The organism is Psychrobacter piscatorii (assembly GCF_043641605.1).
In the GTDB taxonomy this organism is placed as follows: domain Bacteria; phylum Pseudomonadota; class Gammaproteobacteria; order Pseudomonadales; family Moraxellaceae; genus Psychrobacter; species Psychrobacter piscatorii_C.
In genome coordinates this window covers 119,806-136,222 of record NZ_JBHZRK010000004.1, presented here as the reverse complement: position 1 = coordinate 136,222, position 16,417 = coordinate 119,806, and the positions used below count along the sequence as shown (strand labels likewise).

The 16,417-nt window shown below is 45.1% G+C and carries 10 protein-coding genes and 1 pseudogene; 8 read left to right on the top strand and 3 right to left on the bottom strand.

Features of this window, described 5'->3' with window-relative positions; genetic code table 11:
• The first annotated feature begins 258 nt into the window (after nucleotides 1–258).
• From yghU to uvrA, 5 genes are all read left to right on the top strand, one after another.
• A complete protein-coding gene (gene yghU, locus ACHUET_RS05450) occupies nucleotides 259–1,098 on the top strand; it encodes a glutathione-dependent disulfide-bond oxidoreductase (RefSeq protein ID WP_394211309.1) in 840 nt (279 codons plus the stop codon).
• 240 nt (nucleotides 1,099–1,338) lie between these two features.
• Nucleotides 1,339–2,421, top strand: a complete 1,083-nt coding sequence (locus ACHUET_RS05445) for a DUF1176 domain-containing protein (RefSeq protein WP_394211307.1) — start codon at nucleotides 1,339–1,341, stop codon at nucleotides 2,419–2,421.
• Between the two features lie 565 nt (nucleotides 2,422–2,986).
• Nucleotides 2,987–4,654: a DEAD/DEAH box helicase gene (locus tag ACHUET_RS05440; RefSeq protein ID WP_371532126.1), complete on the top strand. Its 1,668-nt coding sequence runs from the start codon at nucleotides 2,987–2,989 to the stop codon at nucleotides 4,652–4,654.
• A 263-nt stretch (nucleotides 4,655–4,917) separates the two neighbouring features.
• On the top strand, nucleotides 4,918–6,162 hold the full coding sequence (locus ACHUET_RS05435; protein WP_394211305.1) for a DUF819 family protein: 1,245 nt from the start codon (nucleotides 4,918–4,920) through the stop codon (nucleotides 6,160–6,162).
• A 233-nt stretch (nucleotides 6,163–6,395) separates the two neighbouring features.
• Nucleotides 6,396–8,963 (top strand): excinuclease ABC subunit UvrA, encoded by a 2,568-nt coding sequence (gene uvrA / locus ACHUET_RS05430; RefSeq protein ID WP_394211303.1) that lies wholly within the window; start codon nucleotides 6,396–6,398, stop codon nucleotides 8,961–8,963.
• Nucleotides 8,964–9,013: 50 nt separating this feature from the next.
• Here uvrA and ACHUET_RS05425 read toward each other — a convergent pair whose 3' ends face one another.
• From ACHUET_RS05425 to ACHUET_RS05415, 3 genes and pseudogenes are all read right to left on the bottom strand, one after another.
• Nucleotides 9,014–9,754: a proteasome-type protease gene (locus ACHUET_RS05425; RefSeq protein WP_394211302.1), complete on the bottom strand. Its 741-nt coding sequence runs from the start codon at nucleotides 9,752–9,754 to the stop codon at nucleotides 9,014–9,016.
• Between the two features lie 41 nt (nucleotides 9,755–9,795).
• Nucleotides 9,796–10,581: a transglutaminase family protein gene (locus ACHUET_RS05420; RefSeq protein WP_394211300.1), complete on the bottom strand. Its 786-nt coding sequence runs from the start codon at nucleotides 10,579–10,581 to the stop codon at nucleotides 9,796–9,798.
• A gap of 853 nt (nucleotides 10,582–11,434) precedes the next feature.
• A pseudogene (locus tag ACHUET_RS05415) lies at nucleotides 11,435–12,973 on the bottom strand (circularly permuted type 2 ATP-grasp protein); the annotation flags it as partial.
• 305 nt (nucleotides 12,974–13,278) lie between these two features.
• Here ACHUET_RS05415 and ACHUET_RS05410 point away from each other — a divergent pair.
• From ACHUET_RS05410 to ACHUET_RS05400, 3 genes are all read left to right on the top strand, one after another.
• The gene (locus tag ACHUET_RS05410; protein ID WP_394211298.1) at nucleotides 13,279–13,917 is read left to right on the top strand and encodes a GDSL-type esterase/lipase family protein; all 639 of its coding nucleotides are present in this window, start codon (nucleotides 13,279–13,281) and stop codon (nucleotides 13,915–13,917) included.
• Nucleotides 13,914–14,129 carry a hypothetical protein gene (locus ACHUET_RS05405; RefSeq protein ID WP_394211296.1) on the top strand — a complete coding sequence of 72 codons (216 nt, stop codon included), beginning with the start codon at nucleotides 13,914–13,916 and terminating at the stop codon, nucleotides 14,127–14,129. Before ACHUET_RS05410 ends, ACHUET_RS05405 begins: the two co-directional genes overlap by 4 nt.
• A gap of 94 nt (nucleotides 14,130–14,223) precedes the next feature.
• Nucleotides 14,224–16,275: an autotransporter domain-containing protein gene (locus ACHUET_RS05400; protein ID WP_394211295.1), complete on the top strand. Its 2,052-nt coding sequence runs from the start codon at nucleotides 14,224–14,226 to the stop codon at nucleotides 16,273–16,275.
• Nucleotides 16,276–16,417: the final 142 nt, after the last annotated feature.

Genomic DNA, 16,417 nt, shown 5'->3' with positions numbered 1-16,417 from the left:
TTAAAGTGCCTCAAGGTAACGAAGCATTATGGTGGGCTTGGGTCATTGAGTGGTATGTCATTAATCACAGCAAAATCGTAACATTGATTACAAGAGAAGACTTTAATATCAGCAGAGGTTATCGTTATAGTAAAGCCTAGCTAACAAATAGCATAGCAATTGATAGAATGATTAGCATGGCTATCAAGAAAAACAGTACTAAGATAAGTAAAAGCTAATATAACCAAAAATAATGGCAATAATCACTAAGGATATTTTATGAGTAATGCATCGACCAGTGACACACAAAACGATAAATATGTACCGCCCAAAATTTGGACACAAGACAAAGACAACGGCGGTAAGTTCGCAAGCATCAACCGCCCAACCTCTGGCGCTCGTTATGATAAAGAGCTACCAGTAGGCGATGCTCCGTTACAGCTATACTCACTGAACACACCCAATGGCGTCAAAGTAAATATATTATTAGAAGAGCTGGCAGAGCTTGGTATTAGCGGTGCTGAGTATGATGCTTATAAAATTGATATTTCGCAAGGTGAACAGTTTGGCTCAGGATTTGTAGCGATTAACCCCAACTCAAAAATCCCAGCGTTAGTCGATCATTCTACTGATACCGCTGGTGAGCCGATTGCTCTTTTTGAGTCGGGCGCGATTTTAATGTATCTGGCAGAAAAGTTTGACAAATTCCTACCTTTGTCACCAGGAAAAGCGCGAGCGGATTGTCTGTCGTGGATCATGTGGCAAATGGGTAGTGCGCCTTTCTTAGGTGGCGGCTTCGGACATTTTTATGCCTATGCACCAGAGCCATTAGAGTATCCAATTAATCGTTACACCATGGAGACTAAACGTCAGCTTGATGTATTAGATACTCATCTAAAAGACAGTGAGTATTTATGCGGTAATGATGAGGCTGATTATAATATTGCCGATATGATCATTTGGGCATGGTATGGGCAGTTGGTACTCGGTAAGCTATACGATGCGGCAGAGTTTTTACAAGTACAAGACTACAAACACATACAGCGTTGGGCGAAGAAAATCGCTGAGAGACCTGCCGTCAAGCGTGCTGTAGAGCTAGAACTAAAACCAATCGATTAATTATTAGCGCGAGTATCATTTAATTATTTTCAATTATTACAGTTAGGCCGGTAAGTTATTCACTTATCGGCCTATTTTTATTATATTTAAAATAATGAATATATAATCGCTGACCACTTCCTTTTGTATTTACATAATGGTACATTAGTACAACAGATAGAAACATTGGTGCGTTAAGATAACCGCTTATCACCGTGACAGATAGGTGTTTATACTTATTTGATTGATGAGTAATGGATTATGAAACACAATAATAAAATGCGCTTACCTATGCTTGCAGCAGTTAGCATGGCTTTGTTTAGTACAGCAAGTATGGCGCACACCGAAACTGAGTTTACCAGCCAAGATTGGCAGGTAGTCTGTGATAATACCCGTACTTGTCGGCTGGCAGGATATCAAGCAGATAATAACAGTGAGTTCCCAGTATCTATCTTGCTGACTCGCCGTGCAGGTGCAGATGCTGGCGTGGATGGTAAAGTAAAGCTTGGTGGCGCTAAAGACAGCTCTTCTAAAGCCTTAATGCAATTGGGTAACCGTCACCGAATATCACTATTTATTAACGATCGAAATTACGGCGAAACCAAGCCGTATTCTGCAGCTGCAGGCAGTGCTGAGCTAACCCAAGCACAGGTCACAGCACTGCTAAGCGCGCTTCAAAGGTCAAGCAAGATTACGCTAGCACTGCGCAACTCACGCTGGCAGCTTTCAGATAAAGGCGCTAGTGCAGTGATGCTAAAAGCTGACGATGTCCAAGGAAGAGTAGGCACACCAAGCGCTTTTATAAATAGCAATGAGGCCGTAAAATCTAACAACAGTGTATTGCCACCCAAAGCTGTACCAGTACTGCGTTTTGTAGAGCCTAGTGGCCAGTCTGCTGCTAGCAATAAAAAGTTTGTCATGAGATCCTCTCAATTGGCCTCGTTGATGAAAGGAACGATGAAAGATGCCGATGCTGACTGCCCAAATCTATCAGACAAGTCACCTTGGCGTGTCAGTCGCCTAAATGACTCACAGCTGCTCGCACAGCATGATTGTTGGACAGCTGCTTACAATGCGGGTAGTGGCGCGTGGGTAATCAATGATAGTAAGCCTTACAAGCCGACATTGGTCACAACTAGCGCCACCAATTACGACAAAGGTAAGCTTAGCTCAGTACAAAAAGGCCGCGGTATTGGCGACTGTATGAGTAAAGTCGATTGGGTGTGGACAGGCCGCGCATTTGAGAAAAGCCATGAAAGCACCACTGGGCTGTGCCGTCTCATCGAAGCGGGCGGGGCGTGGCAGCTACCGACTTATGTCACGGATGTTAAAGTAGTCAAATAATCACCGATTTTTTATTGAATGAGACGTTTAGCATGCTCAATAGAGGACTTATTCGGGCTATTTACTCAGTAATTGAATAAATGGCTACACATAATTTTTTATTGTGCTATACTGCGTCGCCACGTTAGCTTAGGCTTTCGTGAATTATGAGATTGATAACATCGCCTGCGATTTTGGGTCTAGGATGACCATAAGTAATTGTTGCCGATGATTTTGTGTACTTAAATAACGCCTTAAACATATCAGTTATTTTTGACTCATATCTTATCTACTGACCTATATAGGGTCTAGATTGGTTGCTGTTTGCGATTATCTGCTTTGGACAAAGCATTGATAATATGCGTATATCAAGCATGGATAAGACACTCGGCACTACCACCAAAATACGTCAGACAGCACGAACGCATTTATTATAAAGACGCTAAGCTCTATTGGCTTGGTTTCTGATTATCGACACTTTTATGTTGCTCGGTAACCTTTAATAAAAGCAGCGTGATGAACGGTTATCAGTGGTATGCATCAAGTTTGCTGAATTTACAGCAGCTTATACTTACCAAGGATTACTATGACTGACATCTTATCTGCAATCGCTGCTGAAAACGGCATCATCGAAAGCAACGACACTACTGCAAATACTGACACCAATACTCAAGCGGCTACTACTGACGCTGCTGAAGAAAACAAAGTCACCTTTACTGATCTTGGCATTGCTAAGCCAATTCTTACTGCACTTGATCGCAGTGGCTATACCAATCCAACCCCTATTCAAGAACAAGCCATTCCTTTTGCTCTAGCCGGCCGTGACCTTTTATTGTCAGCGCAAACGGGTAGTGGTAAAACAGCGGCTTTCGTTATCCCTGTACTTGACCGTTTGAGCCGTGCGACTAGCTTTGACAAACTAACCAAAGCACTTATCCTAACGCCAACGCGTGAACTTGCTCAGCAAGTACATGACAGCGTCCGTACGTATTCTAAAGACATGCGCGGTCTATTTTGTGTGCCACTCGTTGGCGGCGCACCATATAACGGTCAGATCACTGCTTTGAAAAAGGGCGTTCAAGTAATTGTTGCGACGCCTGGTCGTCTACTTGATCATATCAATGCAGGCCGTGTTGATCTATCAAACCTAGAAGTATTGGTACTTGACGAAGCGGATCGCATGCTAGATATGGGTTTTGCTGATGATATCAGTGACATCCTTCGTGCAGCACCAATCGATCGTCAAACAATCATGTGTTCAGCAACTTGGGATGGCCCAGTCGGTAAAATCGCTGCCAGCTTCACTAAAAACCCTGAGCGCGTATCAATCAAAGTAGAATCTGCACACATCGAAGAAAAAGTGTACTACTGTGATGATTTTGATCATAAAAACCGTTTGCTTGACAAAATCGTTTGCCAGCAAGATATGGAACAGATCATTATCTTTGCTGCGACCAAACGTAGCACTGAAAAACTGGCTAAGCAGCTACAAGAAGCGGGCCATAAAGCAAGCTTCCTACATGGTGATTTGCCACAGAGCAAGCGTAACCGTATTGTTCAAGACTTGCGTAATGGTAAAGTAAAAATCCTAGTAGCGACTGACGTTGCTGCTCGTGGTCTAGATATCCCGGCTATCTCGCACGTCATCAACTATGACTTGCCGCGTCAGACTGAAGATTACGTCCATCGTATCGGTCGTTGTGGCCGTGCTGGTCGTACTGGTGTTGCTATCAGTCTATGCAGCATGGATGATCGTCCACAACTGAATGCTATCAACCGTTACTTAGATCGCAAAATGGAAGTATGTGTTATCGAAGGTATGGAGCCTAAGAAAACCTACGTACCTAGCGAAAACAAAGGTAATGGTCGTGGCCGTGGCCGTGGTCGTTCTAACGGCGGCGGTCAAGGTCGTGGTCGTTCAAGCGGTGGCTATGCTGGTAAATCTAGCGGTGGTCAAGGTCGTGGTCGTTCAAGCGACAGCGCACCAACTGGTCAACGCGCAAGCAACGACAGCGGTTATCAAGGTAAGCCACGTGACACGTCAGGCAAACCAAATGAGCGTTCAGGTGGCAAGCCGTATCAAGGCAAGCGCACTGGTGGTCCAAGCCGCGGTGATAGCAATGGCGTTCCACGTGGTGAGCGCGCTGCAACTGGTCGCGGTCGTCCAAGTGGCAGCCAAGGTCGCCCAGCAAGTCGTTCTGACAGCCGTGGCCAAGGTCGTCCAAACGGCGGCAACCGTGGTAAAAACTCATAATATCGCTATAACGAACGATTAAAACTACTAATTCATTAATCGTCTAGAGATAGCAGCAAAAAGCCAGATACTTGTTATCTGGCTTTTTTATGTTTGATCTAGCCATCATGAACCTGAAAATAGATATCTCAAATGAACGACAGCTGTTTACTGAAGTGATAAACCCATTGGTCATCAAACCAAGCATAATGTCTGCTTGCGCGAGTTTTTTAGCTTGTCTATACTGATTCACTTTTGCCAGCTGTCAGCCTTGGAGCGACTTGATGCCTACCAGTTCATCTTTAGCAATCGATAGCCTGCCATTAGCGTTTGGCATTATCATGGCCATCATCGGCTTGGTCTTTTATACCCAAGGCTTACCAGGTAAGTTTTGGCGACGGTTTTATGCGGTATTACCCGGCATTGTACTGTGCTGTTTTATACCCGCCACCCTAAACAGCTTAGGGGTGTTCGCCGACGGCGTTGGCGCGCAGATTTATGGTTTTACCGCCACGTATTTGCTGCCAGCAAGTTTGCTATTGATGACCTTATCCATGGATGTTCCCAAAATACTAGGTTTGGGCTGGAAAGCCATTGCGATGTTTTTTGCTGCCAGTATCGCCATTATTATCAGTGGACCTATTAGCTTAGGAATTGCCAAATGGGTGTCACCTGAGATGTTTGTCGACGATACATTGTGGCGCGGGTTTTCTGCCGTCGCGGGCAGCTGGATCGGCGGCGCGGCGAACCAAGCAGCGATGAAGGAGCTGTTCGGGGTCAGTGATGATCTATTTGGCATGATGATCTTGGTGGATGCCACTAATGCCTCATTATGGCTACTCGCAATCTTGGTGATGGCAAAACACAGCGCAAAAATCGATCGATTCTTGCGCGCTGATACTAGTAGCATTGATAAAGTTATCAAAGCCGTCGAAAGCTATGAGCGCGATCATGCCCGCCCAGCCACCATCAATGATCTGATGGTAATGTTTGGTTTGTGCTTTGCCATGGTCGGAGTGGCACACTTTGTTGGTGGACAAATTGCTGACTTTTTTGCCCCATATAAATGGGCGGTGCAATATAGTTTTGCCAGTTCATTCTTTTGGATGGTGGTCATTATTACGTTGATAGGTGTCATTTTTTCTTTTACTAAGATTCGCAGACTCGACCATGTGGGCGCGTCCAAAATGGGTACCGTATTTATCTTCGTGCTGATTGCCGCGATTGGTATGCAGATTAATTTGGCGGGTATTGTCTCGCAGTGGCGGCTATTGCTTATCGGCTTTTTATGGATGAGTATTCACGTGGTGATTATCTTTGCTGTTGCCAGACTTATCCGTGCGCCGTTTTTCTTTTTGGCGGTTGGTTCTAATGCCAATACAGGCGGCGCATCATCGGCACCGATTGTCGCGACGGCTTTTCATCCATCGCTTGCGCCTGTAGGGGTGTTTTTGGGTATTATGGGCTATGCGGTGGGGACATTTGGTGGGTATATCAGTACCCAATTGATGCGCTTGGTAGTGGGCTAGTATTTAGGTTATCTATATTCTGATAGTATTTTTCCTCAAAAAACCCGCAATGACTGCGGGTTTTTTTATTATAAGGTGCCTGATGACTTAAGTTGTCGTTTTGTCTATCTATGCTATTGATACGTAAGCCTTGCCATAACCCTGCATGAGTACGTGTTAACCTTCCTGTCACTCAGATGAATAATAATAAATACGTTAGCAATAACTAGCGACTCAATAGGAAAAATAGCATTATGGCCAATCCAAAAAAATTAGAAGAAACAGCAAATAAGACAAGTGTCGTCAAGAACGCTTTATACAACCCCAACCAAGAAAACATTCAGGTCAGAGGTGCGCGTGTTCATAATTTAAAGAATGTCGATGTGGATTTACCGCGCAATGCTTTAGTGGTCTTTACGGGTATATCTGGATCGGGAAAATCATCACTAGCATTCGGTACGCTATTTGCCGAGTCACAGCGCCGCTATCTTGATTCGGTGTCACCTTATGCAAGAAGACTCATCGATCAGGTTGATGAACCCGATGTCGATGCTATAGAAGGGTTACCGCCAGCAGTTGCTCTACAGCAGCAGCGGGGTACGCCGTCAGTGCGCTCTTCCGTGGGTAGTGTGACGACTATTTCTAATGGCTTACGTATGCTGTACTCACGAGCAGGAGCCTATCCTGCCGACCAAGAAATGCTATATGCCGATGCGTTCTCTCCCAATACACCAGATGGTGCTTGCCCGACTTGTTCAGGTATCGGCCGCGTATTTGAGGTCACTGAAGAGCTGTTGGTGCCAGATAACACTAAGAGTATACGCGAGCGGGCAATTGCGGCTTGGCCACCAGCGTGGCAAGGACAAAACCTCAGCCGTATATTGACCACATTAGGCTATGATATCGATAAACCATGGCACACACTGCCGAAAAAAACACGTGATTGGATTTTGTTTACCGATGAGACGCCAACGGTGCCTGTTTATCCTGAGTATGATATAGAACAGACACGCGAGGCGATTGAGAAAGGGGAAAAGCCAAATTATATGGGCACGTTTACCAGTGCCAAAAACTTTATTTTGCATTCTTTTGCCACCACTCAAAGCCCGCGCACCAAAAAACGCGTTTCGCAATTTATGCAGATATCCGAGTGTCCAGAATGTCATGGCAAAAAACTCAAAAAAGAATCACTGTCGGTTAAGTTTGCAGGACTGGATATCGGTGAGCTATCACAGCTCACATTGACGGATATGGCCATCAAACTTGAGAAAACAGCATACACCAAAGTAGCAGATGACACACCAAACCGCGAAAAAGCCATTGTTGCCCAGCGCATTGCTAGTGATATTCTCTCTCGTATTGAGGCACTAACAAGGCTTGGTCTGGGCTATCTGTCGCTTGAGCGTACCACGCCAACGCTATCGCCTGGTGAGCTCCAACGATTGCGGTTAGCGACCCAGATTCGCTCGCAACTGTTTGGCGTGGTTTATGTCCTCGACGAGCCATCAGCAGGTCTACATCCTGCTGACACGCAGGCACTACTTGAGGCGCTAGATGAGTTGATCGCGTCTGGTAACTCGGTGTTTGTCGTTGAGCACGATGTGAGCGTGATTAGACATGCTGATTGGGTGGTGGATGTCGGGCCACAGGCTGGCACGCATGGCGGTGAGATTGTCTATAGTGGGCCTGTAGAGGGGTTGCGTGAGGTTGCGCAGTCGCATACGGGTCAATATCTCTTTGCCAACGACACAGCTAATGCGCAGTCAAAATCTGACAAAAGGCAACCGACAGCGTGGCTGAAACTTGCAAATATCGAGCGTAACAATATAACAGGCTTAGATGTTGAGTTTCCACTTGGGGTCATGACCAGTGTCACGGGTGTCTCAGGGTCAGGTAAGTCGAGTCTCGTCAGCCAAGCATTGGTGGAGCTTATCAGTGAATTATTGGGTCAAAAGACAGTTACTGAAGCCCCTGTAGGTGAGGCAGATTTACTTGAGCAAGAGCTTGAGACAGTCACTGGTGGTGAAATTATCGCTGGCATGTCGCATATTCGTCGTCTTATTAATATCAATCAAAAGGCGATTGGGCGGACACCGCGCTCCAATTTAGCAACCTATACAGGATTGTTCGATGATGTGCGTAAGCTGTTTGCCGCAACCAAGCAAGCAAAAGCATCTGGCTATGACGCTGGACGTTTCTCATTTAACACCAAAAAAGGCCGCTGTCCAAATTGTGAAGGGTTGGGTTTTGTCAGTGTTGAGCTGCTGTTCTTACCAAGTGTTTATGCGCCTTGTCAGGTCTGTCATGGGCAACGCTATGACGAAGAAACGTTAGCCATCACGTATCGAGACAAAAACATTGCTGAGGTATTAAATTTAACGGTTGAAGCGGCTCATGAGTTTTTTGCTGATGAAGCGCCTATCTTGCGCGCGTTAGATGCATTGCTGCAAGTGGGTCTTGGCTACTTACGTTTGGGGCAGACAGCTACTGAGCTGTCAGGGGGTGAAGCACAGCGCATCAAGCTTGCCACTGAACTACAACGCACGCAACGAGGCGATACACTGTATATCTTAGATGAGCCAACCACGGGTCTACATCCTGCTGATGTATCCATGCTGATGGCGCAATTAAATGGTCTGGTCGACGCGGGGAACACGGTCATTATGGTTGAGCATGATATGCAAGTGGCCAGCAATAGCGACTGGGTGATTGATATTGGGCCAGGGGCAGGTGATGAGGGCGGGTTAATTGTCGCTCAAGGCACGCCAGAAGACGTGGCCCAATCAGAAGACAGTCGCACCGCACCGTTTTTATTGGTGTGATTTTATTGATGTGACGACCAGTCTTCAAATTGGGTCTAAGGGTGAAAGGTCTATCCCCAATAGTTATCAGGGCATTTGGGCAATTCAACTAACGTGCGACGTAACGCATCTGACCATTTATGACGAATCGTATTAAAGTACTCATCACGCTCATCAATACGGCGACCTTTGGGTAAGATTAAACTGTCATTTTCATAAAGCACAAAATCTATCGGCATACCGACTGATAGGTTTGAGTGAATCGTCGAATCAAATGACAGCATTAACGCACGTGCCGCATGCCTTACATCCGTGTTATAGCTGACAGAACGATCCAAAATAGGTTTGCCGTATTTGCTCTCACCTAATTGAAAAAAGGGCGTATCTTCTGTGGCTTTGATGCAATTGCCTTCAGGATAAATCAGGTATAACTCAGGCGGATGTCCTTTAATTTGACCACCAAGCATAAACGAGCTAGTAAAGGCACCATCGCGACTAGAATTAGCGACTGCTTTTGCATGATTCATAATATCACGCATACATTCACCGACCATTTGCGCCGCATCAAATAATGTAGTCACTGTATTGAGGTTGCTCTCAGCACGCTGGTCAATGTCGTTTTGTAGTTTATTGAATACGGCTTGCGACGTCGCTAAGCTACCCGCTGTCTGTAACACCATAAAGCGCTCGCCCTCAACGCCATATTGATATAACTTTCTGAATGTTGATATGTGATCAACACCGGCATTGGTGCGGGTGTCACTGGCAAAGACCATACCGTCTTTTAGACGAATGGCAGCACAATAGGTCATAAGATACCCTTGATGAAAAAAGTAATAGAAAATAGCAAACGCTATGATAGCTTTTTGACTAATACCAAACTGTAAAGATTTTCGTAACCACCGCCCATACGTACGCCGCGCACAGGTGCGGTATCTAAATAATCTCGCCCAATCGCCACATACACATGTGAGTTTGGGGTAAATGCCTGATTTGAGATATCAAAAGTATACCAGTAACCATCTAACCAAACCTCAGCCCATGCGTGACTGGCCATGTGATTTTCGGTATCGTCATACAGATAACCTGATACATAACGCGCTGGAATCTGTTGATCGCGCAAGATACTTAAAAATACATGTGTATGGTCTTGGCACACACCGGCACTTGCCGCAAACGCCTCAGCAGCGGTCGTGCCCACATGCGTGACGTCTTTAACAAAAGGCATTTTCATGATCAGTGCATTCGCCATTGCCTTTAGGCTGTCATGAGTGGGTGTTTTTAGATATGGCGCTGCAAATTCTCGCATCTCTGGTGAGCATTTGGTCAATGGGGTTTGTACGGTAAATAGCAGGTAGGGGACATGATCCATATCTTCTAGTCGTTCGGTTTCGGTATTGATCTCAACGACACCCGACGCCTGCATTTGCAAGTTGTTATGTGCTTCGTTACGACTAAGCGTGAGCCATGCATTACCGAAGCCGTCCTTTTGGTTGGTCGCCACTTTAGGGAGCATGACATCCCATTTATGAATGGTTTGGTGCGGCATTTGCATGGGGGTCATGCGTATGTACTGTACACTGCGCTGCGCCAGCTCATCGTAATAGTAGTTGGTTTGGTGACTGATTTGAAGTTTCATAATATCTTCTCCTTTTTCGGTTTATTCCATATGTCTTATGAGCCATTATTATTGGTTTTTGGCTAGACACTTTCTATACACCTTGACGCAATATGAGATTAAACTCTTTGCTAATCAGCGCAAAATCACTAAATTTCTTTGACCTGATCATCTGATTGGTCAAGCGGATAAGCTCACGCCAGCGCGTATTCTCTGGCAACTCATTAATCCAGTGTCTGAATTCAAAACTGACCTCTGTTGAGTCCTCTCCCAACAAGACGGCGCGCTCAAGCTGCTCAAAGTGACGCCCTAATTGCCAAAAACAAGTCACTGTCGGATTTTCTTGTTTCATCGCAGCGTTACACGCGTGTAGCTGCAAGGTCGCCGCTCGATACGTGCCAGCACTCGATAGACGTTTAATCAAGTTATATAGCTCAGCAGTATCTTTACCAATGACACCTTTGGCCTCTTGGACATTGTCCTCAATCGATTGCACGATATTTGGTATGATGTTTTGTTCCAAATCAGACATCATTTGTGCTTTCATGGTGGTAAGCGACGCTTCACCATCAACGGCAAACCCTAAGTGACTGATTAAATGTTTGATCTGTGATTTTTTGAGATCGCCTTTGATAAGCTGTTTCATGACATCGTCATAGTAATACAGGCGCTCACTATATCGGCCTAGCCATATTAAGTGACTGGCGGTAGAGAGTAGCAGTATCATGGGCGCATCATCTAAACTCTCATAACCGGTTTCTAAGGGCTGGACGCGATTATAGTAGTTCGCATGCCCTGAAGCGTTGCCTGCAGAATTGACACCTACTGATGATGAAGGCGAGCACTTGTCGGCTTGCTGGCTGTCTAAAGCACTGTCATCAATAACCCAAGTGTCTTTGATACCGCCGCCTTGCGATGAATTGACGACCAAAGAGCCTTCAACCATGGCCACTCGTGTCAGACCACCGGGTACGATATCTACCGTGCCATCACCATGACTGAGAATAAAGGGACGCAAGTCAATATGACGCGGTGCGATACCATCGCTCACGGCAGTGGGGTTGGTAGATAGTGAGATGGTTGGCTGAGCAATAAAGCCGGCTGGATTTTCAAGCAGACGTACGCGATATTCTTCGATTTCTTCTTTGGTTGATGTCGGACCAATAAGCATCCCGTAGCCGCCTGAGCCTTGCGTTTCTTTTACCACCAACTTGTCCAGATTATCAAGCACATATTTGAGATCGTCGGGCTTACGGCACTGGTATGTCTCAATATTAGGTAGGATAGGCTCTTCATTTAAGTAGAACTTAATCATATCTGGTACAAAAGGATATAAACTCTTATCATCGGCCACGCCCGTACCTGGTGCGTTAACAATCACCACGTTGCCAGCGCGATACGCACTCATAAGACCCGATACGCCCAAGATAGAATCTGAGCGGAATGCTAAAGGATCAATATAAGGGTCATCAATGCGGCGGTAGATGACATCAACTTGTACTTTACCGCGAATACCTTGCATGTAGACTTTGCTGTCCTCAACGACCAAATCATAACCATGAACGAGTGGCACATTCATCTCATGTGCTAAAAAGGCATGCTCATAATAGGCACTATTAAAGCGACCTGGCGTTAAAATGACGACTTGCGGATCATATTTGGACGTTGAGCTGGCAAGACAGGCTTTGAGACGGTTGGGATAATCACTAATACCCATAATAGGGGTGTCAGCAAATATATCAGCTAAGAGCGTCTCTGATATATTGCGACTCTCAAGCATATATGAGACGCCTGACGGGGTGCGCAAGTTATCCTCTAGCACACAAAACTTGCCGGACTCATCACGGATTAGATCGATACCACTAATGTGAGAGTATATTGGTTTATCGAGCTCAATGCCCATCATCCACGGCTCATAGCAGCCACTGGCATACACATAGCTGGCAGGGACAATATCGGCCTTCATAATGTCTTGATCATGATAGATATCATGCAAAAAAGCATTAAGAGCGGTGATGCGCTGTTTACAGCCTGCTTCTATTTGTTGCCATTCGCTCGCTGCAATAATGCGTGGAATGATATCAAATGGAATCATACGCTCGATGTTTTTGGCATCGCTATAGACCGTAAAAGTAACCCCTTTGCGGTAAAAGATGTTTTCTGCTTGTTCGTTTAGATAATTGAGGGCATCCATGTTGATGTTATCAAGCCAATGACCAACGGCTTGTGCAACGGGACGATACTGACCTTTACTCGTTTGGAGCTCATCAAAGCTGGGTGCTCGTGATGGGGGAGTGTCTGTTGAGTTACTGTCTGCTGAATGATTGGCGGGCGTGTTGTCCTTGTCTTTTACACTGATTTCAGGGGTAGCCGTATCCTCATTTGTATTTTTATTCTGACTTTGGTCTTTGATTTGACCTATTAACTGCTCTTCTTGAGGTTGATTTTGGCTCTGACCCTGACTCTGGGATTGAGATGATTTTTTATTCATAAGTACCTCACGTATCCTTGGTAAAGTTATACTTTATGATGACTACACCCTCTATGCTAAGCAAGGGATCACTTGTATTTCGCCCAACAGGTAGTCTATCTCCTGTATGAACTATACAACGGTTACCGAGTAACATACAACAAGGGTTAAGTAATAGGTTTTTAGTAATATCAGCCTAATTCTGATAAATTTAACTCAATTTGTATGAAAAAAGGAAAAGAGTGGACATGAAGATACGAGGTAAGTTCTTGGTGCTGGCTAGTATGGGGTTGGTAGCGACTCTGAGTATAACCGGCTGTGGTAGTGAGCCACAGCAAGATACCTTGCCAGCTGGTAGCACAGTGATTGCCCTTGGTGACTCGCTGACTTATGGCTATGGCACGAGTCTAGATGCAGCTTATCCTAAGGTACTTGCCAATCTGAGTCATTGGAACATTATTAATGCAGGCGTCAATGGCGATACCTCCGCCGATGTGCTGGCTCGTGTCGATGATATTACTAAGCAAAACCCTGACTTGGTACTGCTTGGCGTGGGTGGTAATGATGTGTTGCAACGCGTTCAGCCTGAGACTACACGTGCCAATATCACTGCTACTATCGACACCTTGAAATCTGCAAATATCGATGTGGTCCTTATTGCTGAACCTCACTTTAGTGCCAGCGCTCTGTTTGGACGGGTGAGTGATAACCCATTATATGAAGATATTGCTGATGCTAAAGAGGTGCCTTTATATTCAGGTGGCTGGTCTGCGGTATTGTCGGATGACACGTTAAAGTCCGATCGCATCCACGCCAATGCTGCGGGTTATCGGCAGTTTGCAGAAGGGCTGCATGATTATTTACAAGAGGAAGGGTTGGCACGATGAAAAATAGCTACTTACTGATGGCAATAAGCGCAGTGGTTTTTTTGTTTGTAGATTTTTTACACCGTAACGGACGCTTACTCAATGATAAAGGTGAGATGGTGATTAATAACACAGGTCTTGCTGCTTTGACCTTATTGGTCGCTGAGTCTGACCCGAATCAAAAAGAAACCTTGATCAAGTTGATTATGAACATGTTGTCGCTGGAGGTTTGATTTAAAAAATACGTTGTTTCTTTTTCTTGTAAACCACATTTAATTGAGTTATTTTTTAGTGTCGATTACATTTCTTTAACCAAGGAGAAACAGTTTGCATAATAGATTATCACCGCTCACGATTTCAGTGGTCGCTGCGCTGACACTACTTACAGGCTCACAAACATTTGCAGAAGCCCAATACGGTGATTATGGTAAAGAAACGGCGTTAACGCTCGCGCGCGACTATGCTGGTCGCTATACCGGATCTGACAAGGAAACCCAAGCTGCTAACTATATGCAGCAACGTATGACTATTGATGGTAGTAACAATCAAGTCGATCGTCAGACTTTTGATTTTGTTGCACCTCGCGGTTTATTTAGAGGTCAAACACTAACGAGTAATAACATTATCGTGACCCAAAAAGGTATTGCTGATACCAATAAAACACTATTTGTCGGCGCGCATTATGATTCTGCAGTCGCCTATCCAAATTATCAAAATCTAGAGGCATTGGATGATAATGCTTCTGGGTCTGGCGTGTTGACTGAGTTGACAAGAAACCTGAGCGGCATTGACACAGAACATAATATTCAGTTTGTGGCGTTTGGTGCAGAGGAGGGCGGTCTCAATGGTTCAAAGGCGTTTGTTGATCAGCTCACTGACGCAGAAAAATCGACAGCACTGGGCATGATCAACTTAGATAGCTTGATTACAGGCGATAAGATGTATGCCAATGCGGGGCGAAATGCTTACGACGATGACGGCAATGAAGTGGCTGCCAATGTAGGACTGCGTGAAAATGCGCTACGTATTGCAAAAGAGCTTGGTATCACACTCGAAGTCAATCCAGCTATCATTGCACCTGGCGCGACAGAACCCTACGAGCCTTATGGCGTTGGCTGTTGTAGCGATCAAGAGTCTTTTGACAACGTAATGCCTGTAGTAGGATTTGAGGCGACCAACTGGGCTCTTGGACCTGATTATGATGGTTATACGCAAACGGAAAATCCGAATATCCCAGGTGGCTATACGTGGCATAATCCCGAATTAGACAATGAGGATGTGCTGACAGCTGCATTTGGGGAAGAGCGCATCGCACAAAGAATGCGTGACTATTCGCGTATTCTTAGCAGATTGATCGTTGAGCAAACCAATGCTGACATCATTGCCGCAAACAAAAGCGCGCTTAATCTTCAAAATAGAATGGGGGCAGCGTTAAAGCACAGTGCCACTGATTCGCACTCAGCTATTCTTGAGCGTGCTAATGCTTTGGCTTTACCTGCCGTTGATAACAGTGATAACAATGATGCTTTGCGTACTCAGGTTTGGGTAGACGGCTCTCAAAGCTATATCGATTCTGATAACGTCCAAGAAGGTAATCGCGCTAATATTGGCATCTATGGTGAATACGTTGTGCAACCTAGCTGGCGTGTTGGTGCAGGTCTCAAAGCCACCAATCAAAACAATAAAACGGTAGAGAACGGTATCAAAAAAGACACCAGCTATGGCATTCAAGCTTACTCGCTATTGGGCGGTAAAGACACGGCTTGGTGGAATACGACTTCTGTAAGCTTATCTAAACATGATTTAGATGTTAATAGCACCGTTAGACTAGATGGTAATAATGGCATCAACATTATTAACAATAGCGAACGCGGTAATGCTGATGCCGATGTGTTTAGTGCTTATAATGAGCTTGGCTACAATTTTCTTATCAAGAAAAACATCGCTCATGGCGCTTTTTTAGGTTTGAACTACAGTGATACCGACATAGACGGCTACACGAGTGGCAGTGCCAACTCTCGCACAGCCCTTAAAGTTGATAGCACATCTAGTGAGGCATGGGACTCAGAGCTTGGTTACCAGCTGCAGTATGGGTTTGATTTAATGGGTACACCCGCCAAGCTTCAAAGCAAACTCGCTTACGTGCATGTCATCGAAGACGGTTTAGTGGATCGTTTATCGACAAATTCTTTCGCTGATGGGCAAAACAGAGACATTAGTATCACCCAAACAAACAAAGATGATGACTATGGACGTTTTGAGCTGAGTGTTAGCAACAAGGTTCATAACAATGTCTATGCGTATCTGAATGGCGATACCACCTTTGCACGTGATGATAAAGACAGCTCAGTACAGTTAGGCTTACAGTATCAATTTTAAAACATAATGTATGGATGACAGTCTGCGCCGCTCAGTAATTTATTTATGAGCGGCGTTTTTTATACATTTTAATATGGTAATTATCATAGTGTACTACTGGGTATCGCTGTAGTATGTGTAGAATTGACGGCCTATATAATAA

Coding starts and splice junctions, on each gene's coding strand:
- ACHUET_RS05440 (WP_371532126.1), top strand. CDS start 2,987: ATGACTGACATCTTATCTGCAATCGCTGCTGAAAACGGCATCATCGAA.
- ACHUET_RS05425 (WP_394211302.1), bottom strand. CDS start 9,754: ATGACCTATTGTGCTGCCATTCGTCTAAAAGACGGTATGGTCTTTGCC.
- yghU (WP_394211309.1), top strand. CDS start 259: ATGAGTAATGCATCGACCAGTGACACACAAAACGATAAATATGTACCG.
- ACHUET_RS05405 (WP_394211296.1), top strand. CDS start 13,914: ATGAAAAATAGCTACTTACTGATGGCAATAAGCGCAGTGGTTTTTTTG.
- ACHUET_RS05435 (WP_394211305.1), top strand. CDS start 4,918: ATGCCTACCAGTTCATCTTTAGCAATCGATAGCCTGCCATTAGCGTTT.
- ACHUET_RS05445 (WP_394211307.1), top strand. CDS start 1,339: ATGAAACACAATAATAAAATGCGCTTACCTATGCTTGCAGCAGTTAGC.
- ACHUET_RS05420 (WP_394211300.1), bottom strand. CDS start 10,581: ATGAAACTTCAAATCAGTCACCAAACCAACTACTATTACGATGAGCTG.
- uvrA (WP_394211303.1), top strand. CDS start 6,396: ATGGCCAATCCAAAAAAATTAGAAGAAACAGCAAATAAGACAAGTGTC.
- ACHUET_RS05410 (WP_394211298.1), top strand. CDS start 13,279: ATGAAGATACGAGGTAAGTTCTTGGTGCTGGCTAGTATGGGGTTGGTA.